The organism is Telluria sp. AZSoR62 (genome assembly GCF_058111565.1).
The window spans coordinates 195,598-216,521 of record NZ_JBYTST010000002.1 but is presented as its reverse complement, the minus strand read 5'-3'; the positions used below and the strand labels follow the sequence as shown (position 1 = coordinate 216,521).

At 68.3% G+C, this 20,924-nt stretch carries 18 protein-coding genes; 4 read left to right on the top strand and 14 right to left on the bottom strand.

Going from position 1 to position 20,924, the window contains the following annotated elements; genetic code table 11:
• Positions 1–10: 10 nt before the first annotated feature.
• The 4 genes from AC3XQU_RS04345 to AC3XQU_RS04330 are packed head-to-tail and all read right to left on the bottom strand — an operon-like array spanning position 11 to position 4,703.
• Entirely contained in the window at positions 11–2,023 is a 2,013-nt protein-coding gene (locus tag AC3XQU_RS04345) for an LTA synthase family protein (RefSeq protein WP_489872914.1), read from the bottom strand.
• Between the two features lie 46 nt (positions 2,024–2,069).
• Entirely contained in the window at positions 2,070–2,882 is an 813-nt protein-coding gene (locus AC3XQU_RS04340) for a hypothetical protein (RefSeq protein WP_489872913.1), read from the bottom strand.
• A 28-nt stretch (positions 2,883–2,910) separates the two neighbouring features.
• On the bottom strand, positions 2,911–3,597 hold the full coding sequence (locus tag AC3XQU_RS04335; RefSeq protein ID WP_489872912.1) for a hypothetical protein: 687 nt from the start codon (positions 3,595–3,597) through the stop codon (positions 2,911–2,913).
• Positions 3,597–4,703: an exo-alpha-sialidase gene (locus AC3XQU_RS04330; RefSeq protein WP_489872911.1), complete on the bottom strand. Its 1,107-nt coding sequence runs from the start codon at positions 4,701–4,703 to the stop codon at positions 3,597–3,599. Before AC3XQU_RS04330 ends, AC3XQU_RS04335 begins: the two co-directional genes overlap by 1 nt.
• 384 nt (positions 4,704–5,087) lie before the next feature.
• On the opposite strand from AC3XQU_RS04330, the gene AC3XQU_RS04325 reads away from it, so the two are divergent.
• Positions 5,088–6,194 carry a sensor histidine kinase gene (locus AC3XQU_RS04325; protein WP_489872910.1) on the top strand — a complete coding sequence of 369 codons (1,107 nt, stop codon included), beginning with the start codon at positions 5,088–5,090 and terminating at the stop codon, positions 6,192–6,194.
• Positions 6,191–6,988: a LytR/AlgR family response regulator transcription factor gene (locus AC3XQU_RS04320; RefSeq protein ID WP_489872909.1), complete on the top strand. Its 798-nt coding sequence runs from the start codon at positions 6,191–6,193 to the stop codon at positions 6,986–6,988. The genes AC3XQU_RS04325 and AC3XQU_RS04320 overlap by 4 nt, the downstream gene beginning before the upstream one ends.
• Before the next feature lie 12 nt (positions 6,989–7,000).
• Here AC3XQU_RS04320 and AC3XQU_RS04315 read toward each other — a convergent pair whose 3' ends face one another.
• Positions 7,001–7,564, bottom strand: coding sequence for a hypothetical protein (locus AC3XQU_RS04315; protein WP_489872908.1), 564 nt, complete (start codon positions 7,562–7,564; stop codon positions 7,001–7,003).
• A gap of 179 nt (positions 7,565–7,743) precedes the next feature.
• Between AC3XQU_RS04315 and AC3XQU_RS04310 the strand changes: the two genes are divergently transcribed.
• Both AC3XQU_RS04310 and AC3XQU_RS04305 read left to right on the top strand, forming a co-directional pair.
• Complete coding sequence (locus AC3XQU_RS04310) at positions 7,744–8,544, top strand: ferritin-like domain-containing protein (RefSeq protein WP_489872907.1); 801 nt, start codon at positions 7,744–7,746, stop codon at positions 8,542–8,544.
• Positions 8,545–8,557: 13 nt separating this feature from the next.
• Entirely contained in the window at positions 8,558–10,957 is a 2,400-nt protein-coding gene (locus AC3XQU_RS04305; protein ID WP_489872906.1) for a DNA polymerase II, read from the top strand.
• 65 nt (positions 10,958–11,022) lie between these two features.
• Here the strand turns inward: AC3XQU_RS04305 and AC3XQU_RS04300 are convergent, their stop codons facing one another.
• From AC3XQU_RS04300 to AC3XQU_RS04260, 9 genes are all read right to left on the bottom strand, one after another.
• Complete coding sequence (locus tag AC3XQU_RS04300) at positions 11,023–12,525, bottom strand: tripartite tricarboxylate transporter permease (protein ID WP_489872905.1); 1,503 nt, start codon at positions 12,523–12,525, stop codon at positions 11,023–11,025.
• Positions 12,526–12,529: 4 nt separating this feature from the next.
• Entirely contained in the window at positions 12,530–12,994 is a 465-nt protein-coding gene (locus AC3XQU_RS04295) for a tripartite tricarboxylate transporter TctB family protein (RefSeq protein ID WP_489872904.1), read from the bottom strand.
• 90 nt (positions 12,995–13,084) lie between these two features.
• The gene (locus AC3XQU_RS04290; protein ID WP_489872903.1) at positions 13,085–14,059 is read right to left on the bottom strand and encodes a tripartite tricarboxylate transporter substrate binding protein BugD; all 975 of its coding nucleotides are present in this window, start codon (positions 14,057–14,059) and stop codon (positions 13,085–13,087) included.
• Positions 14,060–14,483: 424 nt separating this feature from the next.
• Positions 14,484–16,796 (bottom strand): xanthine dehydrogenase family protein molybdopterin-binding subunit, encoded by a 2,313-nt coding sequence (locus tag AC3XQU_RS04285; RefSeq protein ID WP_489872902.1) that lies wholly within the window; start codon positions 16,794–16,796, stop codon positions 14,484–14,486.
• Positions 16,793–17,797: an FAD binding domain-containing protein gene (locus tag AC3XQU_RS04280; protein ID WP_489872901.1), complete on the bottom strand. Its 1,005-nt coding sequence runs from the start codon at positions 17,795–17,797 to the stop codon at positions 16,793–16,795. The genes AC3XQU_RS04285 and AC3XQU_RS04280 overlap by 4 nt, the downstream gene beginning before the upstream one ends.
• Positions 17,794–18,327, bottom strand: coding sequence for a (2Fe-2S)-binding protein (locus AC3XQU_RS04275; protein ID WP_489872900.1), 534 nt, complete (start codon positions 18,325–18,327; stop codon positions 17,794–17,796). The genes AC3XQU_RS04280 and AC3XQU_RS04275 overlap by 4 nt, the downstream gene beginning before the upstream one ends.
• A 90-nt stretch (positions 18,328–18,417) precedes the next feature.
• The gene (locus tag AC3XQU_RS04270) at positions 18,418–19,194 is read right to left on the bottom strand and encodes a DUF2145 domain-containing protein (RefSeq protein WP_489872899.1); all 777 of its coding nucleotides are present in this window, start codon (positions 19,192–19,194) and stop codon (positions 18,418–18,420) included.
• Positions 19,194–19,589 (bottom strand): hypothetical protein, encoded by a 396-nt coding sequence (locus AC3XQU_RS04265; RefSeq protein WP_489872898.1) that lies wholly within the window; start codon positions 19,587–19,589, stop codon positions 19,194–19,196. The genes AC3XQU_RS04270 and AC3XQU_RS04265 overlap by 1 nt, the downstream gene beginning before the upstream one ends.
• 120 nt (positions 19,590–19,709) lie before the next feature.
• Positions 19,710–20,897 carry a GGDEF domain-containing protein gene (locus AC3XQU_RS04260; RefSeq protein ID WP_489872897.1) on the bottom strand — a complete coding sequence of 396 codons (1,188 nt, stop codon included), beginning with the start codon at positions 20,895–20,897 and terminating at the stop codon, positions 19,710–19,712.
• Positions 20,898–20,924 lie beyond the last annotated feature (27 nt).

Sequence of the window (20,924 nt, the reverse complement as noted above, 5' to 3'; positions counted from 1 at the left end):
CAAGGCGGCTTTACCGCGCAAGGCGGTAGAGCTGCTCGCGGTACATCAGCGATGGCGCCATCACATGGGCCATCGCTTTTTTTACGTGCGCCTCGTCGGGTGCGCCGGGCAGCACGCCGAAGCGGCCGCTGGCCGCATCGTAGCTGCCGCGCAGCGGGCTCTGCCCGGGGCGCAGCACGGTGGCGCCCGCGTCATCCAGCCAGGCGAAATAATTCTCGAACTGGATCAGCGCGCGGCCCGGTGCGCTACGCTCGCGCGCCAGGTCGCGGCCGATCATCGGGTGCTCGCTCGACACGCCCAGCAGCGACAGCAAGGTCGGCGCCAGGTCGATCTGGCTGGCGATGGTCTGGATGCGCTCCGGCTTGATGTCGGCGCCCAGGATCAGGCCCGGGATGTGGAATTTCTTGATCGGCACCAGGCTGTTGCCGTACACGCGGTTGTCGTGATCGGCCACGATCAGGAACACCGTGTCCTTCCAGTAGTCCTGGCGCCTTGCTTCGCGGATGAACTTGCCCAGCGCGTAGTCGGCATACTTCACCGCATTGTTGACGGTCTGCTTCGGTTGCTCGTGCAGGGTGATTTTCCCGTCCGGGAACTGGAAGGGCTCGTGGTTGGACGAGGAAAAGATCAGGCTGAAGAAAGGCTTGCCCTGCGCGTGCAGGTGCTTGAGCCGCTCGAGCGATTTGTCGAACAGGTCTTCGTCGGAAGCGCCCCAGCTGCCCTCGAACTTCGGCTGCATCTGGTCGCGGTCGACGATGTTCTGGAAGCCGTTCCCGGTGAAGAAGCTGCGCATGTTGTCGAAGTGGGCTTCGCCGCCGTAGACGAATTCGGTGTGGTAGCCCTGGCGGCCCAGGCCTTCGGCCAGCGTATAGAAATTGCGCTGGGCCAGCGAGAGCTTGACCACGCTGCGCGCCGGCGTCGGCGCATAACCGGCCACCACCGCCTCGATGCCGCGCACCGAGCGGGTGCCGGTCGCATACAGCTGCTCGAACCACCAGCCTTCGTGCCTGAGCTTTTCCAGTTCCGGCGTGACCGGCAGGCCGCCGAGCGACTCGACAAAGGTCGCGCCCAGGCTTTCCTCGAGCACGATCACCAGGTTCAGCGGGCGCGCACGCGCCACCGCAGCCGGCTGGTGGTGCAGGGTCGGCAGGTCCGGATGGGTGTAGCGGTAGCCGGCCAGCCAGGGCGCTGCCTTCACCTGCGCGAACACCTCGGCATGCGGGAACTTGCCGTAGATCTCGGACGAGCGCGCTTCCTTGCGCAGCGACAGCATCGCATCGAGCACCGACCACGACGAATTGATGACCAGCGAATTGACCAGCGCGTCCTGGGTGATCGCGAACAGCGCCGGGTTGGCCGGGCGATGCGCCGTGGTCGAGCGCACCTGCATGGCCACGACCAGCACCACCAGCGGCCAGCTGAGCAGCAGCTTCTTCGCGGGCCAGGCCACCGTGTCGCGCGAAGCGGCCTGCAGCAGCCGCACCAGGGCCAGGCCCAGCGCGACGGTGGCGGCCACCCCCAGCAGGAGCACGGTGCGAAAACCGTTCCACAGCGTCGCCATGACTTCCTTCGGGTGCCCGAGGTATTCGATGAACAGGCGGTTGGGGCGCACGTCGTACTGCATGATGAACTGGGGCGATGCCAGCTCCAGGAAGACGATCAGCAGCAGTGCCAGCGCCGCCCAGGCCACCGTGAACGGGCGCCACCAGCGCATGGCGTGGGGCGCGAAGCGCCGCGGCAGCGCCAGCAGGGGCGCCAGCAGCAGCGGCGGCAGCAGCCAGTAGCCGAGCAGCACCAGGTCGGCGCGTACGCCCTGCGCCAGCACGCTGGCCGCGGCGCCGGTGCCGGCCACGCGCGGCCACTGCCAGCACACCAGCGCTACGCGCGATAGCGACAGGAGCAGCAGCCCCAGCAGCACCATCTGCAGCAGGGTGGCATACGGACCGGCGCGCCGGGTCAGGCGCCCGAGCAGGGAAGGTCCCCCGGCGCCGGCCTGCGGCAGCGGTGAGGCAATGGCGGTCATGGCGGGTCCTGGTGAATGAGGGGCAGGGCGGGGCTGCTACGGCGAATCAGCCGCCGGGCGCGCCGACAGCCCCGGCGCCGGCGCTGAGCAGCCAGCCCACCAGCAGCAGGAAGGCCATCGACAGCGCGAACAGGGCCGACATGCGGCGCGCATCGCGTGCGTTCTCGAAGATCGGCGCTCGCGCATAGGCCACGCCGGCGAAATAGGCGGCGAAGACGGTGGCCAGGTAGTGCACCGCGCCGAACATCTCGCCCAGCTCGCCCTTGCGCGGGTGCTCGATCAAGAGGTGCGACAGCGCCACCAGCACCAGGTAGACGATCGAGGCCGACAGCGGCGGCAGGTACAGGCCGAGCGACTCGACCCAGCGCTGGACGCCCGGCTTGACGCGCGCCACCAGCGGCAGGATCAGGTTGTGGGTAATGCCGGCGATGAAGATCAGCTTGAGCAGCACGTTCTTGTGCAGGCTGCCGCTGCCCACCGCCAGGTTGTGCAGGTTGGTTTCGCCCTGGCGGTTGTTCGCCACGAAAAATTCCGAGGACTGCACGTTCAGGATGCGCTGGAACCAGCTGATTTCCTCGAGCGCGGCCAGCGCGCACAGGGCGGACAGGCCGCCAAGCGCCAGCAGTTCGAGGGTGGAACGCTTGGGCGCCTTGAGGCGCTCCATGAAGGCAAAGCCGAGCAGGCCGGCGATCACCGTAAAGCAGAGGAACTGCATCCATTCGACGATCCCGTCTTCGCCCAGCAGGCGCCATAGCGCCGTGGTGTCGCCCGACCAGAAGATGGCCAGCGCCAGCACGAACACATTGATCGCAATCCCGGTGGCGATTGCCGGATGAGTAAGCCACTTCCTGTTTGCCACACACTACTCCTTCATTGGTAAAAACGGTTCAATGCCTGGCGCGCGCGGCGGCGGGCGCCGAACGGGCGCCGGCGTCCACCGCGCCCGGGGCCTTGCGCGCAGCCAGGCGGCGCAGCGCGCGACCGGCGCCGGCGCCGAGCGCGCCCAGCGCCCAGATCCACAGCAGCGGGTCGAGCAGGGCGTCCCACAGGTTCCCGGTCGGCAGGCGCGCCAGCGAAAACAGCAGCACGGCGGCGAGCAGGGCGCAGGCTTGCGGGCGGGCGCGCCCGCGCACGATGGCCAGGGCGCAGCCTCCCGCCAGCAGCAGCGCCAGCACCGGCGCGGCAACGGCGCCGAAGCCGGCATAGTAATAGCCGCCCGCGAGCAGGCCGGCGGCATCGAGGTAAAGGACGGCGCCGACCACGGCCAGGACGGCGGCGGCCGGCAAGGGCATCAGGGGCGCCGCCGGGGCGCCGGTCCAGCGCGCATGCAGCTTGACCAGGCACAGCCCCACCAGCAGGCCGCTCGGATACTGGAAGGCCAGGCCCAGATGCCAGGCGGGCGAGGCTTCGCCGGGCAGGGCCATCAGCGCGACCGCGGCCCCGAAGATGGCCGCGAGCATGCGGCGCGATGGGCGCCAGGCAGCCGGCCAGGCGCCGGCCACCACGCAGGCCAGCAACAGCGCCCAGGCCAGGCGCGCGTAGACGAATTGCGAAGACAGTTCGGGCAGGACCATCAGATCGTCCCTCCTATGCTGATCCGGTAGCGGTGATGGGCGATGGCCTGGCGCTGGTGGGTGTAGGTCAGGTGCAGTTCGCTGCCGACCAGCTGCATGGTCGGATAGGAAAACTCGTCGCCGGCGCGGCCACTGGCCACGTCGGCCACCTTGCGCCAGGCGTGGCCGTCTTTCGAGAGCGACAGGCGCAGCGTGCTGCGCGAGGAGCCGCCTGCTACCAGGTCGTTGTGCAGCATCAGGAATTCTCCGTTGGCCAGGCGCAGCGTGGCCATCGACGTGTTTTCGTTGTGCAGGTCGAGCGCCGGCAGGTCCTGCCAGCTGGCGCCGCCGTCGCGGCTCAGCGCGTGCTGGATGCGGCGCTCGTCGCTGGCGTCGCGCATCCAGGCCCGAACCTCGTTGCCGGAGACCGGCACGATGGCCGGCTGCAGCGTGGTGGTGCGCGCGCCGATGCGGCCCAGGCCGGTGGGCTCGCCTTCTGCATCGAAGGACATCAGCATCGGGTACTTGATCCCCAGCTCGAAGTACACCGGCAGCCACCAGCCGCCGTTGCTCAGGCCGACCGCCGAGGTGCGCACCAGCACGCTGGTGTTGAACAGGGGCGACATCGGCAGCACGCGCCGCACCTCGAAGCTGGCGCCCTGCGTGCTTGACACCAGGTGCACCACGCGCGACGCGGCCCAGCCGCCCAGGCCGGTGGCGACCACGTAGAGGTGGATCTTGCCGTCGCGGCTGGTCCAGGCGACCGGATTGCCGACCCGGCGCACCCCGAAGCCGAGGGCCTGGCCGAGCGTGGCGCGGCTGGCCACTTCCCACGGCGCGCTCCAGCCGTCGCCATCCCAGCGCGAGGCGTAGACCTTGACGTCCGGTCCGCTCTCGCGGCTGCCGGCCCACCAGAAGGTCACCATGCGGTCCCCGGGCAGCGTGGCCAGCGCGCTGGCGTGGGCCGAGGGCGTATTGCGCGGCATCGGCACCAGGGAGCGGGACAGTTCGGACAGGACGGCCTGGCCCGGCACGATGGCCTGGGCAGGGGCCGGCGCGGCGGCGGCGCGTGCGCCGCGCGTCCAGCGCACGGTTTCCGCGGCGGCCACCATCAGTACCACAGCCATGCACGCGCACGCGGCGCGGCTGAGGGCAGCACCGTGCGATTGCAGGGAACGCTCCATAAGCTCCAAGGAGGGACTCCGGCCGGGCCGGTTCCATCATTCTGTTTCGGGTGTAAGGGCAGCAGGGTAGGCGGCGCCGGCAGGTGGAAAACTGCTTCCACTGGTTCTTCGGAAGGAGCTGGGCGCTTACCAAGCAAAGGCATTATCCTACAGGAAAGGGCCTCAAATTACACCAGCCTTATGCAATGTCAAGGAGCCCATAGCATTTTCGGTTTATTGAACAGCCGGTTCACGGTGCGGAAACGCGAGTTCATCGCAGCCGGCTTGCCCGGGCGGCAGCGGCTGGGCAAAATGCCACCACCTTTGCAACGAGATACAGCGAACCGCATGAGCAGCCTGGTCCAACCTTTGTCCCCTGCGCCATCCCTCGGCGCCACCTTGCGCCGGCTGCTGGGCGACCTGCGCCTGGCCTTCGTCATGAGCGCCGTCGTGGCGCTGGTGATCACCCTGGTAGTGGGCAAGCCCGAGAAGCTCTACGAGCAGCTGGTGTATTCCGGCTTCATCGCGGTGCTGGGCTATGCGGTGGTCGACGCCGCCCGCCTGTTCGTATGGACCGACCCGGGCGCCCACCCGCGCCAGTGGCTGCCGCTGCTGCTGGTGGCCGCGGTGGCCGCGCCGATCGCCCATTTCTCGGGCATGCACCTGGGCGCCGCGCTGCTCGGGCACGATGTGCCCAGCCTGGAGGACTACCCGTCGCTGCCGCGGGTGAGCATGATCGGCCTGACCTTCCTGGTGCTGTGCGCCGGCACCTTCCTGGAAGTGCAGCGCGAGCGCCTGCACCGCATCGAACAGGAGCACCGCGACGCCAGGCTGCGCGCCGAGACCATCGAGCGCCAGGCCCTGCAGGCGCAATTGCGGCTGCTGCAGGCCCAGATCGAGCCGCACATGCTGTTCAACACCCTGGCCAACCTGCAGGGCCTGATCGCGCTCGACCCGGAGCGCGCCAACACCATGCTCGACCAGCTGATCCAGTACCTGCGCGCCACCCTGGGCGCCTCGCGCGCCGAGCGCACCACGCTGGGCGAGGAATTCGCCGCGATGGAAGCCTACCTCGGCCTGATGGGCGTGCGCATGGGCGAGCGCCTGGCCTATCGGCTCGAACTGCCGCCCGCGCTGCGCGCCGCCAGCATGCCGCCGATGCTGCTGCAGCCGCTGGTCGAGAACGCGATCGTGCACGGCCTGGAGCCGAAGATCGAGGGCGGCCAGGTGACGATCTCGGCCCAGGCGAAAGACGGCATGCTCGAGATCTGCGTGGCCGACACCGGCCTGGGCCTCGATCCCGCGCCGCGCGCGGCCAGCGGCGGCGGGGTCGGCGTGTCCACCACCCGCGAGCGCCTGCGCGTGCTGTATGGCGAGCGCGCATCCATCCTGTTGGCGCCCGGCGAGCCGCAAGGCATGCGCGTGCGCCTGACACTTCCCCTGGAGACCCCATGAGCATCCGCGCCCTGATTGCAGAAGACGAACCGATCCTCGCCGCCACGCTGGCGCGCAGCCTGCAGCGCCTGTGGCCCGAACTGGAGATCGTGGCGACCGCGCCCAACGGCGTGGCGGCGGTGGAGCAGGCGCTCGCGCTGCGGCCCGACCTGCTGTTCCTGGACATCAAGATGCCTGGCCAGACCGGGATCGAGGCGGCCGAGGAACTGGCCGAGCGCTGGGAAGGACCGGCGCCGTTCCCGCACGTGGTGTTCGTCACGGCCTACGACGACTACGCGGTGCAGGCCTTCGAGCAGGCCGCGGCCGACTACGTGCTCAAGCCGGTCAACGACACCCGGCTGGCGCGCACGGTCGAACGGCTGCAGGGGCTGCTGGCGAGCCGGCCGCCGGGCGCCATGGAAGCGGACGACCCGCTGGCGCAGCTGGTCGCCAAACTGCAGTCGCTGGTGCCGGCCAGCGCCGCCCCCGAGCGTCTGGACTTCGTGCGCGCGGCCGTGGGCAGCACGGTGCGCATGATCCCGGTGGCCGACGTCGTGTTCTTCCAGGCCACCGACAAGTATGTGAACGTGGCGACTGCCGACAGCGAAGCCCTGATCCGGGTGCCGCTGCGCGAGCTGCTGCCCCAGCTCGACCCGGCGCGCTTTCGCCAGGTCAACCGCAGCACCGTGGTGAACCTGGCCTGCGTTGCCAGCGCCGGGCGCGACGCCATGGGCAAGGTGATGCTCACCCTGCGCCAGCGGCCGGAGAAGCCGCGCGTCAGCCCGGTGTATGCGCACCTGTTCCGGCAGATGTGAGCAGCAGGCGGTTCAAGGCAGGCCGGCGCCTCTAGCCCGGTTGCCGCGCCCCAACCGCAGCAAGGCGCCGATCATCAGGTGCACCAGGAAGGACCAGCCCGCGATGACGGAAGCGATCAGCACCGGCAGCACCGCCCCGAACGTGAAGGTCAGGCCCAGTACGAAACCGAGCACGTATTCCGCGCGGTAAACGTGGAAGACCAGGCCGGCGGCGAAGGCGCTGAAGAACAGGACGCCGACGGCCGGGTGGCCCCAGGCAAAGGCCAGCGCCAGGGCCGCGCCCCACAGCAGGGCGGCGATGAAGCGGCCCAGCGCCAGCGTGCGGAAACGCTCGCGGCTACCGGCCTGCACCAGGGTGGCGCCGCGGCGCTGGATCCGGCCCACCAGGAACCACACCAGCAGCGGCACCACCAGCAAGCCCCACCAGTTGGAGATCGCCGGCATGTCGGGCTGGTTCAACAGGTGGTGCGACAGCACCCCGCCATGGGTGAGCTCCCAGCCCAGGTGGAGCAGTTCGGCCGCCAGGGCGCAGGCGGCAAGGGCAAGGCGGGAATGCAGGTCGTTGCGGGAGAACATGGCGTGCTTCCTTCGCGGTGTGGGGGAGCGGACGATCGCATCCGCAGCAACCAATAGTAGCAAGCTTGGCTGCCCGGCCACAATCCGCAAAGGGTAGAGTGTTGCGACGGCGCCTGATTTCGGCAGGCCGGCCGCTTTGGTATACTGGCGCTTTCGTTTCCACCCCTGAAGGCATCACCATGGCGCCACCGCTGGAGCTTCGCGCTTGCGCTCTGCAATTCCTGCTTGAATCCGACCCGGGCGCCAAGACCGCCGGCGTCGCCGCCTTGGCGGCCGCCCACGCCACCGGCGACTGGTGCGTGGACACTGCGGCAGAGCTGACTGCCCCGGATGGCGTTCCCGGGCGCCCGGCCCGGCCCGAGCTGGTGCCGCCGCGCCTGGTCGGCCAGCGCTCGATGGCGACCGTCGAAGGGCGCGCGATGCTGGTGCATGCGCTGACCCATATCGAGTTCAATGCCGTCAACCTGGCGCTGGACGCGTTGTGGCGCTTCCCCGGCATGCCGCAGGATTACTACACCGACTGGCTGCGCGTGGCGAGCGAGGAAGCCCTGCATTTCACCATGCTGTCGGCCCACCTGGCGACGCTCGGCTTTGCCTACGGCGACTTTGCCGCCCACGACAGCCTGTGGGAGATGGTCGAGAAGACCCGCGGCGACGTGCTGGCACGCATGGCGCTGGTGCCGCGCACGCTGGAGGCGCGTGGCCTGGATGCCATCCCGCCGCTGCGAACCAAGCTGGCCCACGCCGGCGATCGTGCCGCCGCCGCCATCCTCGACGTGGTGCTGCGCGACGAGGTCGGGCATGTCGAGATCGGCAACCGCTGGTACCTCTACCTGTGCGAAGGGCGCGGGCTGGAACCCGTGTCCACCTACGACGAGCTGACCGTGCGCTACAAGGCCCCGGTGCTCAAGGGGCCGTTCAACCTCGATGCGCGGCGCGAGGCGGGCTTTACCGAAGCGGAACTGGCGCGCCTCGCATAAGGTACGCACGGCGATGCACACCTCCGACCAGCCAGGGGCCGCGGCGCTGCAGGGCTTCCTGCTGACCCGCCACTGGCAGGACCTCGACACCGGGACCGCAGTCAGCTTCTGGCTGGCTACGCCCGAGGGACCGCGCCAGGTCTGCCTGCCGCCGCAAACCTCGGTCGCCTTTCTCCCGCTCGAGCAGCGCGCCGCCGCCGAACAGGTGCTGCGCCTTGAACGCGGCTGGGAGCTGCGCGCGCTGGCGCTGTGCGATTTCCAGCATCGGCCGGTGGTGGGCCTGTACTGCCGCCAGTACCGCCAGCTGCTGCGCCTGGAAAAGCGCCTGCGCGAATACGGCATCGCCGTCTACGAAGCCGATATCCGTCCGCCCGAGCGCTACCTTATGGAGCGCTTCATCACCGCGCCCGTGCTGGTGCACGGCACGCCCGATCCGCGCGACGCGCAGCGCATCGAGGGCGGCCAGCTCAAGCCCGATGGCGCCTACCGCCCGGTGCTGCGCCTGGCCTCGCTCGACATCGAGACCAACCAGCATGGCGAGCTGTATTGCATCGGGCTGGAAGGCTGCGGGCAGCGCCAGGTCTACATGCTGGGCGAACCCACGCAGGGCCCGGGCGCCGCCACGGTGCCGCGCGACTTCGCGCTGGACTACTGCGCCAGCCGCCTGGAGCTGCTCGAGCGCCTGGAAGCATGGGTGGCTCGCCACGATCCGGACGCGTTCATCGGCTGGAACGTGATCCAGTTCGATTTCCGCATGCTGGTCAAGGCCTGCGAGCGCCTGGGACGCCCGCTGCGCCTGGGCCGCGGCGGCGCGGAGGTCGAGGCGCGCGAGCATTCGCGCCGCGAGCATTTCTTCTTCTGCATTCCGGGACGCCTGGTGATCGACGGGATCGAGGCCCTGCGCTCGGCGACCTGGAGCTTCCCGTCCTTCAGCCTGGAATCGGTCTCGCAAACCCTGCTCGGCGAAGGCAAGGCGATCGACAATCCCTACAGCCGCATGGACGAGATCAACCGCATGTTCGTCCAGGACAAGCCGGCGCTGGCCTACTACAACCTGAAGGACTGCGAGCTGGTCACCCGCATCTTCGAGAAGACCGACTTGATGCGCTTTTTGCTCGAGCGCGCCAGCGTCACCGGCCTGGCGGTGGACCGCAGCGGCGGTTCGGTGGCCGCGTTCGAGCACCGCTACATGCCGCTGATGCACCGCCAGGGTTTCGTCGCGCCGAATATCGGCGACGTGGCGGCCGGCGACAGCCCGGGCGGCCTCGTGATGGATTCGGTCTCGGGCCTGTACGACTCGGTGGTGGTGCTGGACTATAAAAGCCTGTACCCCTCGATCATCCGCAGCTTCCTGATCGACCCGGTGGGCCTGGTGGCCGGCCTGCGGGAGGACGAAACCGCCACCGTGCCCGGTTTTCGCGGCGGGCGCTTCTCGCGCACGCGCCACTGCCTGCCCGGGATCGTGAGCGAGGTCTGGGAAGGGCGCGAGGCGGCCAAGCGCGAGCGCAACGGCCCGCTGTCGCAGTCGCTCAAGATCATCATGAATGCCTTCTACGGCGTGCTCGGCACCACCGGCTGCCGCTTCTTCGATCCGCGCCTGGCGTCCTCGATCACGATGCGCGGCCATGAGATCATGCACCGCACCCGCGCCCTGATCGAGGGCCAAGGCTACCAGGTCATCTATGGCGACACCGACTCCACCTTCGTGTGGCTGGGCGGTCCGCACGGCGAGGACGACGCGCAGCGCATCGGGCGCGCCCTGGTGGAGCAGGTCAATGCCTGGTGGCGCGCGCACCTGCAGCAGGAGTACGGCGTCGACAGCGCGCTCGAACTCGAATTCGACACCCATTACCGGCGCTTCCTGATGCCGACCGTGCGCGGTTCGGACGAAGGCAGCAAGAAGCGCTACGCCGGGCTGGTGACGAACCCCGGCGGCGTTGATGCGATGGTGTACCGGGGCCTGGAGAGCGTACGCTCGGACTGGTCGCCGCTGGCCCAGGAATTCCAGCAGCAGCTCTACCTGCGCATCTTCAAGCGCGAGCCCTACGAAGCCTGGATGGCCGAGTATGTCGCGCGCACACTGCGCGGCGAACTCGATGCGTTGCTGGTCTACCGCAAGCGCCTGCGCCGCCCGCTCGCCGACTACGAGCGCAACGTGCCGCCGCACGTGCGCGCGGCGCGCATGGCCGACGACTTCCACACCGCGCAGGGGCGTCCGCCGCAATACCGCAACGGCGGCTGGATCCGCTACGTGATGACGACCGCCGGTCCGGAGCCGATCGAACTGCGGCGCGCGCCGATCGACTACGAGCATTACCTGAGCAAGCAGCTCGAGCCGATCGCGGACGCGATCCTGCCGTTTTTGGGCGACAGCTTTGCGCGGCTGACAAGCCCGCAAGGTGCGTTGTTCTAAAAGGGGAGGGTGGGGCGGGAAAGCTGCGCGCCGCCGGCCTGGCCGGGGCGCGCAGTCAGGCGGGCTTACTCTTCCTGGAAGGCTTCTTCGCGCTTCTTGCGCAGTGAAGGCAGCATCACGACGATCAGTGCGATGGCAGCCATGGCCAGCATGACGGCGCTGATCGGGCGGGTGACGAAGACCATCGGGTCGCTCTGCGACAGCAGCAGGGCGCGGCGCAGGTATTCTTCCATCATCGGGCCGATGATATACCCGAGCAGCATCGGCGCCGGTTCGGCACCGAGCTTCGCGCAGATGTAGCCGAACAGGCCGAACAGCGCCATCAGGTAGACGTCGAACTCGTTGTTGTTCAGGCTGAACACGCCGATGGCGCAGAACATCAGGATCGCCGGGAACAGGTTGTGGTACGGGACCATGATCATCTTGACCCACAGGCCGATCATCGGCAGGTTCAGCACGACCAGGAACAGGTTGCCGAACCACATCGACACGATCAGGCCCCAGAACAACGCAGGCTGCTCGGTCATGACGGCCGGACCCGGCTGGATGCCCTGGATGATCATGGCGCCGATCATCAGCGCCATCACCGGGTTCGACGGGATGCCCAGGGTCAGCATCGGGATGAACGAGGTCTGCGCGCCGGCGTTGTTGGCCGCTTCCGGGGCCGCCACGCCTTCGATCGCACCCTTGCCGAAGTTGGCCGAGTTCTTCGAGACCTTCTTTTCGATCGAGTAGGCGGAGAACGAGGCCAGCATCGCGCCGCCGCCCGGCAGGATGCCCAGCGCCGAGCCCAGGGCCGTGCCGCGCAATACCGGCGCAATGATGCGCTTGAAGTCGTCGCGGGTCAGCATCAGGCCCTTGACCTTCTTCATGATCAGGCTGCGGTCTTCGTCGTGCTCGAGGTTGCGGATGATCTCGCCGATGCCGAACATGCCCATCGCGACGATCACGAAGTTGATGCCGTCGGCCAGCTCGGGCATGTCGAAGGTGTAGCGCTGGGCGCCCGAGTTGACGTCGGTGCCGATCAGGCCGAGCAGCAGGCCGAGCAGCACCATGCCGATCGCGTTGAGCAGCGAACCGGAGGCCAGCACCACCGAAGCGACCAGGCCGAGCACCATCAGCGAGAAGTATTCGGCCGGGCCGAACTTGAGCGCGAGGTCGGCCAGCGGCGGCGCGAACAGGGCCAGCAGCACGGTGGCGACGGTGCCGGCGAAGAACGAGGACAGCGCCGCCGTGGCGAGCGCCTTGCCGGCATTGCCCTGGCGCGCCATCTGGTAGCCGTCGAGCGCGGTCACGACCGAGGACGATTCGCCCGGCAGGTTGACCAGGATGGCCGTGGTCGAGCCGCCGTACTGCGCGCCGTAGTAAATACCGGAGAGCATGATCAGCGCCGAGATCGGCGGCAGGCCGAAGGTGGCCGGCAGCAGCATCGCGATGGTGGCGATCGGGCCCAGGCCCGGCAGCACGCCGACGGCGGTGCCGACAAAGACGCCGACCAGGCAGTAGAACAGGTTGGTGAGGGTGAAGGCCGTTTCCAGGCCCAGTCCGAGGTTGGCAAAGATTTCCATGTGCTTAGCCTCCCGAGAGCAGTGGGCCGATGATCGGCATCGGCAGGCCGAGCAGCTTCACGAACAGCACCACCGCGAAGATCGTCAGGCCGACCGCGAGCAGCAGCGTGTTCTTGAGACGGAACTTGGGGCTGGCCCAGGCGCTGAGCATCACCAGCACGAAGGCGGCGATGGCCAGGCCCGCGGTGCGCATCAGGGCACCGAACAGCAGCACGGCGGCCAGGATGATGACGATGTTCTTGACGTGGAACCTGCCGATGGTTTCGCCGTGGCCGATGAAGGAGCGCACCACGCTGGCCAGGCCGACGACGGCGAGCAGCGTGCCAAGTACGGACGGGAAATAGGCCGGGCCCATGCGGCCGGCGGTGCCCATGTCGTGCTCCCAGCCGAAATACACGGCGGCGAGACCGAAGAACAGGAAGATGATGCCGATCCAGAAATTCTGTGGATGGCGGACGATGGAAGCCACTGCGAACCCCTTGTTGCTTATTGTTTATACGGGAGTGCCGCGCAGGCCAGGGGCGCTGCGCGGCAATGCTGCCTTGCTACAGGCTGGTGCTTAGTCGGCGTACTGGCCGGCCTTGGTGATGATCGGGCCCCAGCGGTCGATCTCGGCCTTCAGGTGCGCCTTCAGGGCTTCCGGACGCGCGCGGGCTTCGGCCACCGGCTCGGTGCCGAGGTCGGCGAAGCGCTGCTTGACGGTCGGGTCTTTCAGCGCGGTGCGCAGGGCGCTCGCCAGGGTATCGACGACCGGCTTCGGGGTGCCCTTCGGCGCATACATGCCGTGCCACACCGCCACTTCGAAGCCCGGCAGGCCGGCTTCGTTCATGGTCGGCACGTCGGGCATCGAGGCCAGGCGCGACTTGGTGGTGACGCCGTAGACCTTGATCTTGCCGCCCTTGATCTGGCTGGTGGTGTTGGTGGTCTGGTCGCACATGATGTCCACCTGGCCGCCCAGCAGGTCGTTCATGGCCGGGCCGGTGCCCTTGTACGGCACGGTGGTCAGGTCGACGCCGATGGCGGTCTGGAACAGCATGCCGCACAGGTGCGAGGCCGAACCCAGGCCCGCGTTGGCATAGGTGACCTTGGTCTTGTTGGCCTTCACGTAGGCCAGCAGTTCCTTGAAGTCCTTGGCCGGGAAGTCCTTGCGCGCCACCAGGGTCATCGGCACGTCGGTGATCAGGCCGATCGGCTCGAAGCTGTCCATCGCGTTGTAGCTCAGCTTGCGGTACAGGCCTGGGGCGGTCGACTGGCCGATGTGGTGCAGGAACAGCGTGTAGCCGTCCGGCGTCGCCTTGGCCACGCGCGCCGCGCCGATGGTGCCGCCGGCGCCGCCGACGTTCTCGATGATGATCTGCTGCTTGAGCGTGGTGCCCATCGACTGGGCGACCAGGCGCGCCACGGTGTCGGTCGGTCCGCCGGCGGCGAACGGCACGATCATCGTGATGGTCTTGGTCGGGTAGGTCTGGGCGTAGGCCATCGTGCTGCCGAGCAGGGCAATGGCTGCGGCGGTGCGCAAGAATGTGGTTTTCATCGGTGTCTTCCTCTAACCTCGGTTATCAGTATGGGCGGTGCTGGGTACGCTGCTAGTCCGATGCTGTCGATGGCGATACGGGCCTGCTGGATTTGATTAATGTGCGTACACAGGAGTTGTTGTACCAGCAAATAGTTGGATTTGCAACTAAGTGGAAATGCGTATGGCATACCCCCAACGATACGGTGTAGCGCACGAAAACTGAGCTAAATCATGCAGTGTCGATGACCTGAATCAGATGCGTTTTCCTTGTTGGAAAAACGGCGTACGGGCAGCGGCGCAACCGACATCACAACCGGGGTCAGGTCTGACATTGAGACACGGACTCAGCTGGAATACGGCTGTGCTCGTGTCCGAATGTCAGACCTGACCCCGACGTTGCAGTTGGCATCCGCGGTACGGGTCGGGCGGCCAACGGGTCGGGTCAGGCCGGATCGGGAACCGGAATCGCTTGGTCGCCCAGCAGGATCTTGTCGGGTGTGATCGGCGTGCTGCGCAGGCGCTTGCCGGTGGCGTGGAAGATGGCATTGCTGATGGCCGCCGACACCCCGACGATGCCGATCTCGCCGACCCCCTTGGCGCCGAGCTGCTTGCTGACGACGCGGTCGTCCTCCTCGGCGAAGATCACCTCGATGTCGTGGACGTCGGCGTTCACCGCCACGTGGTATTCGGCGAAGTTGTGGTTCATGAAGCGCCCGGAGCGGTGGTCGGTAAAGCTTTCTTCGTGCAGCGCGTGGCTGATGCCCCAGACCACCGCGCCGCTGACCTGGCTGGCGGCGGTCTTGGCGCTGATGATGCGCCCGGCCGCCACCGCGCTGACCACGCGTGTCACCCGTACCATGCCCAGCTGTTCGTTGACGCGCACCTCGCAGAACACGGCCGAATGCACGGCGCGCGTGAAGTTGCGCTGCTTGAGCAGCTGCGGCGTCATCAGGTATTTCTCCTCGAGCCGCTCCAGCTGGTTCGACGCCAGCACCTCGCTCAGCTGCAGCGCGGTCTCGGGCCGGTTGCGCAGCATGATGGCGCCATCCTGGAACGCGATGTCCTTCCGGCGCACCCCCTTGAAGCGGGAACCGGGCATCTCCTGCGCCAGCTTGAACAGGCGCTTTTGCAGCTTCTCGCAGGCGCCATGCACGCCGCTGCCGACCGTGGCAACGTGCGAGGAGCCGCCCTCGACCGGCGCCATCGGCAGGGTCGAGTCGCCCAGCTGGAAGGTGACCCGTTCCATCGGCAGGCCCATGGCTTCGGCCGCGATCATCGACATCACGGTATAGGTGCCGGTGCCGATGTCCGACGCCGCGCTGCTCACCACCAGGCGCCCGTCCGCATGCAGCACGGCGCTCACGCGCGCCACCATCACCAGCGAATCCCAGAAGCCGGTCGCCATGCCCCAGCCCACCAGCTCCTCGCCGTCGCGCATCGAGCGCGGCGCGAGCGGGCGATCGGCCCAGCCGAAACGCTGCGCGCCCTTGTCGTAGCACTGGCTGAGCTCCTTGCTGGAGTAGGGCTTGCCGTCGAGCGGATTGCGCGCGGCATGGTTGATGCGCCGTAGCGCCAGCGGGTCCATGTCGAGCTTGTAGGCCAGTTCGTCCATCGCCACTTCGAGCGCATGCATGCCGTGGGCCGCGCCCGGCGCGCGCATGTCGAGCGGCGAATGGCGGTCGTGGGCCACGATCTTGTAGCCCAGTTTGATGTTGTCGCAGGCGTAGAGCTGCCCGGACCAGTTCACCACCACTTCCACGTAGTCTTCCAGGCGCGAGGTCTCCTGGATCGCCTCGTGCATGATGGCCTGCAGCTTGCCGTCCGGGTTGGCCGCGAGCCGCACCTTCTGCCAGGTCTCGGGCCGATGCCCGAAGCTGAACATCTGCTGGCGCGTGAGCACCACCCGCACCGAACACTTGAGCTGGAGCGCGGCCATCACCGCCAGGGTCAGCTGGTATTGCGGGCGCAGGCCCGAGCCGAAGGCGCCGCCCACGTACGGATTGCGGACCGTGACCTTGCTCTTGGGCAGGCCAAAGGCGCGCGACACATACCAGCGGTTGTTCTGGGAACTCTGGGTCTTGTCGTAGATGGTCAGGTGGCCGTCGTCGGCGCGGATGACGGTGGTGGCGAACATCTCCATCGGGTTGTGGTGTTCGACGCCATGGTAGAACTGCGCTTCGACCTTGACCGGGGCCGCCTCGAAGGCCCGGTCGGCGTCGCCGGTGGAGCTGGGCGGCGAGAAGCCCGCTTTCCTGGCGCGCGGCTCGTAGGCCTGGTCGAGGGTGGCCATCAGGTCGGTCTCGTGCTCTTCTTCTTCGTAGCGCACTTTCACCAGCTGCGCCGCATGGCGCGCGGCTTCGAAGCTGCTGGCCACGACCAGCGCCACCGGCTGGCCGCTGTAGAAGATCCGGTCGCTGAACAGCGGCCGGAAGGGGGAGCCGCCGGGTGCGGTCATATCCTTGTAGGCGATGTCGTAGGCGCGCACCTTGGGCCGGTTCAGGTGGGTGATCACGGCCACGACACCGTGCGCGGTGAGCGCGTCCACCGTGTCGATGGCAGTGATGCGTCCCTTGGCGATGGTGCTGCTCACCACCACGCCATACACCAGGTTGGGCGCGCTTTCTTCGGCGGCATATTTGGCCGCGCCGGTGACCTTGGCGCGGCCGTCGACGCGCGAGACTGCCATGCCGCTGCGCACCCGGCCCGTGCCTTCCGGGGCCACGGGCGTGCGCAGTTCGGGGATCAGGTCGGTCATCGTTGTGCTCCTGTTGCGAATTGGGTGCCGCGGGCGGCAGCGGACAAGGCCTGCACGATGGTGTTGCGCGCAAGAAGGAGCTTGAAATCGTTCTGGCCAAAGCCCTGCGCGCCGCGCAGGACGATGTCGGCGGCCGCCCCGAAGGCTTCCTCGCCGGCCTGCTTGCCGGCGAGCGCGTTTTCCGCTTCTTCCACCCGCCATGGCTTGTGGGCCACGCCGCCCAGCGCGATGCGCGCCGCGCGGACCGTGCCGCCATCGAGGTCGAGGGCAGCGGCCACCGACACCAAGGCAAATGCGTAGGACAGACGGTCGCGCACCTTGATATAGGCCGAATGTCCGGCGAAGCGGCTGGCGTCGGGCAGGGCGATATGGGTGACGAGCTCGCCGGGCGCCAGGGTGTTGTCGACCTCGGGCCGCTCGCCCGGCAGGCGGTGAAAATCGGCAAACGCGATCTCGCGCTGGCCCCCGATGGAGCGCACATGCACCACGGCGTCCAGCGCGCGCAGGGCTACGCACATGTCGGACGGGTGGGTGGCGATGCAGTCCTCGCTGGTGCCGAGGATGGCCAGCTGGCGGTTCAGGCCATCTTTCGCGGGACAGCCGCTACCGGGCTCGCGCTTGTTGCAGGGCGTGCCGACATCGTAGAAGTAATAGCAGCGGGTACGCTGCAGCAGGTTGCCGCCGTTGGTGGCCATGTTGCGCAGCTGGGGCGAGGCGCCGGCCAGGATCGCGGCGCTGAGCAGCGGGTAGCGGCTGCGCACCAGCGGGTGGTAGGCGGTATCGGCATTGCGCGCCAGCGCGCCCAGGCGCAGGCCGCCGGCCGCTTCCTCGACCTGGTCCAGGCCCAGCGCATTGATATCGACCAGCTGGCCGGGCCGCATCACCCCTTCCTTCATCAGGTCCAGCAAGTTGGTGCCGCCCGCGATCGGGCGCGCGCCGGCGCCAATTGCTGCCAGCGCGGCGTCGATGTCCGCCGCTTGGGTAAAGGTGAACGGGTTCATGCGAGCACCGGACCGGTCGTGAAGGGCTTGCCGGTTTCGCCCGGCTGATCCTTGCTGTCGATTCCCATGACCTGCATGACCGCTTCCCGGATCTGCGGGTAGGCGCCGCAGCGGCACAGGTTGCCGCTCATCAGTTCGCGCACGTCGTCGACGTTCTTCGCCTGGCCTTCGGCGATCAGGCCCGCGGCGGAGCACAGCTGGCCGGGCGTGCAGTAGCCGCACTGGAAGGCGTCGCAGTCGATGAAGGCCTGCTGCAGCGGGTGCAGCTCGTCGCCGCTGGCCAGGCCTTCGACCGTGGTCACCTCGTGGCCATTGTGCATGACGGCCAGGGTCAGGCAGGAGTTGATGCGCTTGCCCTCCACCAGCACGGTGCAGGCGCCGCACTGCCCGTGGTCGCAGCCCTTCTTGGTGCCGGTGAGCTCCGCACGCTCGCGCAGCAGGTCCAGCAGCGTCACCCAGGACTGGACCTCGAACTGCCGGTCCTGTCCGTTGATGCGCAGCCGGATCGGGTATTCCTGATGAAGGTCCATGGCCGTCCTCTTTGTCAGCGAAGGTCGAGCTTACTGCCGCCACGGGCGCGCTTCGGTTAGTTCACACACGTACCAACTGCATTCGCCGGCTCAATCGAGGCTCAAGACCCTGGCCTGCGGGTCGGCCATGCGCAGCATCTGCAGCACGGCCTCGGTACTCACGGTGTCGATCTGGCCGGCCATGCGGCGCTCGAACGGATGGTCGTCGAAGGCCACGTTGGCGCGCAGCAGGCGCGCCCCCAGGCGTACCGCGGCCGGGACCTCGATGGTAGGCGGGCGGTAGCCGATGGCGCGCAGCCAGTCCTGGGCCGCGGCGCGGCTCTCGACCTGGCCCGGCGGGGCGGCCGCCGCGGCGAGCGTCTCCAGCACCCAGCCGTTGGAGTTCTGGTAGCGGGTCGAGTACACGTAGGCCAGCATGTTGTATTTCGGCTCGTGCAGCCGCAGGGGCGTGCGCGCGCCAAACAGCGCGGCCAGCCTGGCCTGCAGCGCAGGGCCCGGAATGACCAGCTGCGCCTCGTGCCGGTACAGGTCGGTGAGGAAGAAGTTGCCCATGCCTTCGTTGTACAGGGTGGAAGCGGCGCTGCCGCAGTCGTTGAGCGCATGCACCACGGTCCAGCGACCGGCCGGGTGCTCGCGCAGCGCGATCCCCATGTGCGAATAGCGCAAGCGGTAGCGCGACAGGTCCTGGCCGGCGCGCGATACCAGCGCGACCTGTGCGCCGCTGGCATCGAGCATGGCCACGGTGCGCCGGGCCAGGTCCATCGACGCGATCACTTCCCGTGGGCTCAGCGGTGTTTCTTCGCAGGGCTGGCCGGCCGATGCCGGCAGCGCGGTGGCCAGCAAGACCGCCAGGATTAGGCGGCGCATCACAGCGCCCGTCCGTGGTGCAGCAGGGCCTTGCCCGCTTCGTTGGGCAGGAAGGCGATCGCCTTGCCGGCCATGACCAGCACCTGGCCGGTCGATGCGGCGACCACTTCGACGCTGGCGCCCGCCACCAGCGACAGGCCGCCAAGACCGCGCCCCGACAGGCGCACGGTGGCGCGGCTGCCGTCGGCCAGGCTCTCGAGTACGAGGTCGATGCCGCCGGCGACCTGATGGACGCTGGCCACGATCATGCTGCCGGCAGCAGCCACGGCATCCACGGCGCCGCCGACGACCGTCGCCGACAAATTCGCGCTGGCCTGCGAGGGCGTGGATTGGCCGGCGGCCTGGGCGTTTGCCGCGGCCATGGCCAGCAGGCAGGCAAGGACGAAGGGTTTCATGACGGACTCCGTGGTAGGGATGTCCTCATGATCGAGCCGGCCGGCCGCCGGTTCAAGCGCTGCAGGCGAAGTCGCACCCGGCTGGCGTCCCGGTATCGCGCGCCGATACCGCGGCGTGATTCAGGCCGCCGCCGCCAGCGCTGCCGGCAGGGCGAGGGACTCCACCCGATTGCGGCCATTGCGCTTGGCTGCGTACATCAGCTTGTCGGCCGCATCGATCAGCGCTGCGAGCGCGCCCGGGACGCTCGAGCCCTGCTCGAGCGAGGCGACGCCGAAACTGGCGGTGGCATGGATAGGCTGGCCTTCGGCGCCGGCGGCCGGCGTGGCGCCGAAGCGTGCGCGCAGGCTTTCGGCCAGGTGCACGCCCGCCTCGCGGCCGGTGCCCGGCAGCACCAGCAGGAATTCCTCGCCGCCGTAGCGCACCACGCTGTCGATGCCCTCGCGCGCGCGCGACTGCAGCAGGGCGGCAAAGCCGGCCAGCACCGCGTCGCCCCCTGCGTGGCCATAGGTATCGTTGACCTGCTTGAAGCTGTCGATGTCGCACAGGATCACGCTCAGCGGCTCGCCCGCGGACGGCAGCGTGGCTGCTCCCATCAGATGCTCGTGCAGGTAGCGGCGGTTGTAGCAGCCGGTCAGGTGGTCGCGCTCGGCCGCGTGCTGGAGCACGACCTGGGCGCGGAATTCTTCCCGGGCCACCTGCCCGTAGCGCCGCGCCGCCAGCGCGCCGAAGGTATTGACCAGGACCAGCAGCATGCCCAGGGTCAGCATGTCGGCAAAACCCAGCGCCGCGACGCGCAAGGTGAGCGCCAGGAAGACGGCGGTCGCCGCTGCCGCCAGGCCCAGGGCATAGGCCAGGCGGTTCGGGATATACAGGTAGATCACCAGCAGCATGATCGCCAGCGACATGGCATGCCAGTGGAATTCGCCCGGACGGTGAACGGCAATCACCATGAAGCAGGCCAGCGCCACGGCTTCGGCAATGCTGGCCGCGAGCCGGGTGGCCCTGACCGAAAGGGGCCGGCGCACGGCCAGCCAGGCGCAGGCGCCGGCGGTGACGGCCACGACCAGCCTTGCCGCCAGCAAGGTCGCCGTGTCCGCCACCAGGCCGAGCGCCGCGACATCGGTGGCGAAGAAACACAGGAAGAACAGGGTGCAGAACAGCAGCGTGAAAGCCAGTTGCGCCCGGGTGCGCGGCTGCTGGTGGGCGAGATACGCGGCTTCGGTGCGGCCCTCGGCGAACTCGGCGCGCAGCGGGTCGATCGCGAGTGTGTCTGGGCTCTGGGGGCGGGGCACGAGGTGGCTGTTCAAGGATACGGCTAGGCTACGAGAGATACG

What these genes read in the sequence shown, in the direction of transcription:
- AC3XQU_RS04315 (WP_489872908.1), bottom strand. Translation starts at nt 7,564, where the DNA reads ATGTTCTCCCGCAACGACCTGCATTCCCGCCTTGCCCTTGCCGCCTGC.
- AC3XQU_RS04300 (WP_489872905.1), bottom strand. Translation starts at nt 12,525, where the DNA reads ATGGAAATCTTTGCCAACCTCGGACTGGGCCTGGAAACGGCCTTCACC.
- AC3XQU_RS04290 (WP_489872903.1), bottom strand. Translation starts at nt 14,059, where the DNA reads ATGAAAACCACATTCTTGCGCACCGCCGCAGCCATTGCCCTGCTCGGC.
- AC3XQU_RS04270 (WP_489872899.1), bottom strand. Translation starts at nt 19,194, where the DNA reads ATGCGCCGCCTAATCCTGGCGGTCTTGCTGGCCACCGCGCTGCCGGCA.
- AC3XQU_RS04275 (WP_489872900.1), bottom strand. Translation starts at nt 18,327, where the DNA reads ATGGACCTTCATCAGGAATACCCGATCCGGCTGCGCATCAACGGACAG.
- AC3XQU_RS04310 (WP_489872907.1), top strand. Translation starts at nt 7,744, where the DNA reads ATGGCGCCACCGCTGGAGCTTCGCGCTTGCGCTCTGCAATTCCTGCTT.
- AC3XQU_RS04335 (WP_489872912.1), bottom strand. Translation starts at nt 3,597, where the DNA reads ATGGTCCTGCCCGAACTGTCTTCGCAATTCGTCTACGCGCGCCTGGCC.
- AC3XQU_RS04280 (WP_489872901.1), bottom strand. Translation starts at nt 17,797, where the DNA reads ATGAACCCGTTCACCTTTACCCAAGCGGCGGACATCGACGCCGCGCTG.
- AC3XQU_RS04325 (WP_489872910.1), top strand. Translation starts at nt 5,088, where the DNA reads ATGAGCAGCCTGGTCCAACCTTTGTCCCCTGCGCCATCCCTCGGCGCC.
- AC3XQU_RS04345 (WP_489872914.1), bottom strand. Translation starts at nt 2,023, where the DNA reads ATGACCGCCATTGCCTCACCGCTGCCGCAGGCCGGCGCCGGGGGACCT.
- AC3XQU_RS04330 (WP_489872911.1), bottom strand. Translation starts at nt 4,703, where the DNA reads ATGGCTGTGGTACTGATGGTGGCCGCCGCGGAAACCGTGCGCTGGACG.
- AC3XQU_RS04285 (WP_489872902.1), bottom strand. Translation starts at nt 16,796, where the DNA reads ATGACCGACCTGATCCCCGAACTGCGCACGCCCGTGGCCCCGGAAGGC.
- AC3XQU_RS04320 (WP_489872909.1), top strand. Translation starts at nt 6,191, where the DNA reads ATGAGCATCCGCGCCCTGATTGCAGAAGACGAACCGATCCTCGCCGCC.
- AC3XQU_RS04265 (WP_489872898.1), bottom strand. Translation starts at nt 19,589, where the DNA reads ATGAAACCCTTCGTCCTTGCCTGCCTGCTGGCCATGGCCGCGGCAAAC.
- AC3XQU_RS04305 (WP_489872906.1), top strand. Translation starts at nt 8,558, where the DNA reads ATGCACACCTCCGACCAGCCAGGGGCCGCGGCGCTGCAGGGCTTCCTG.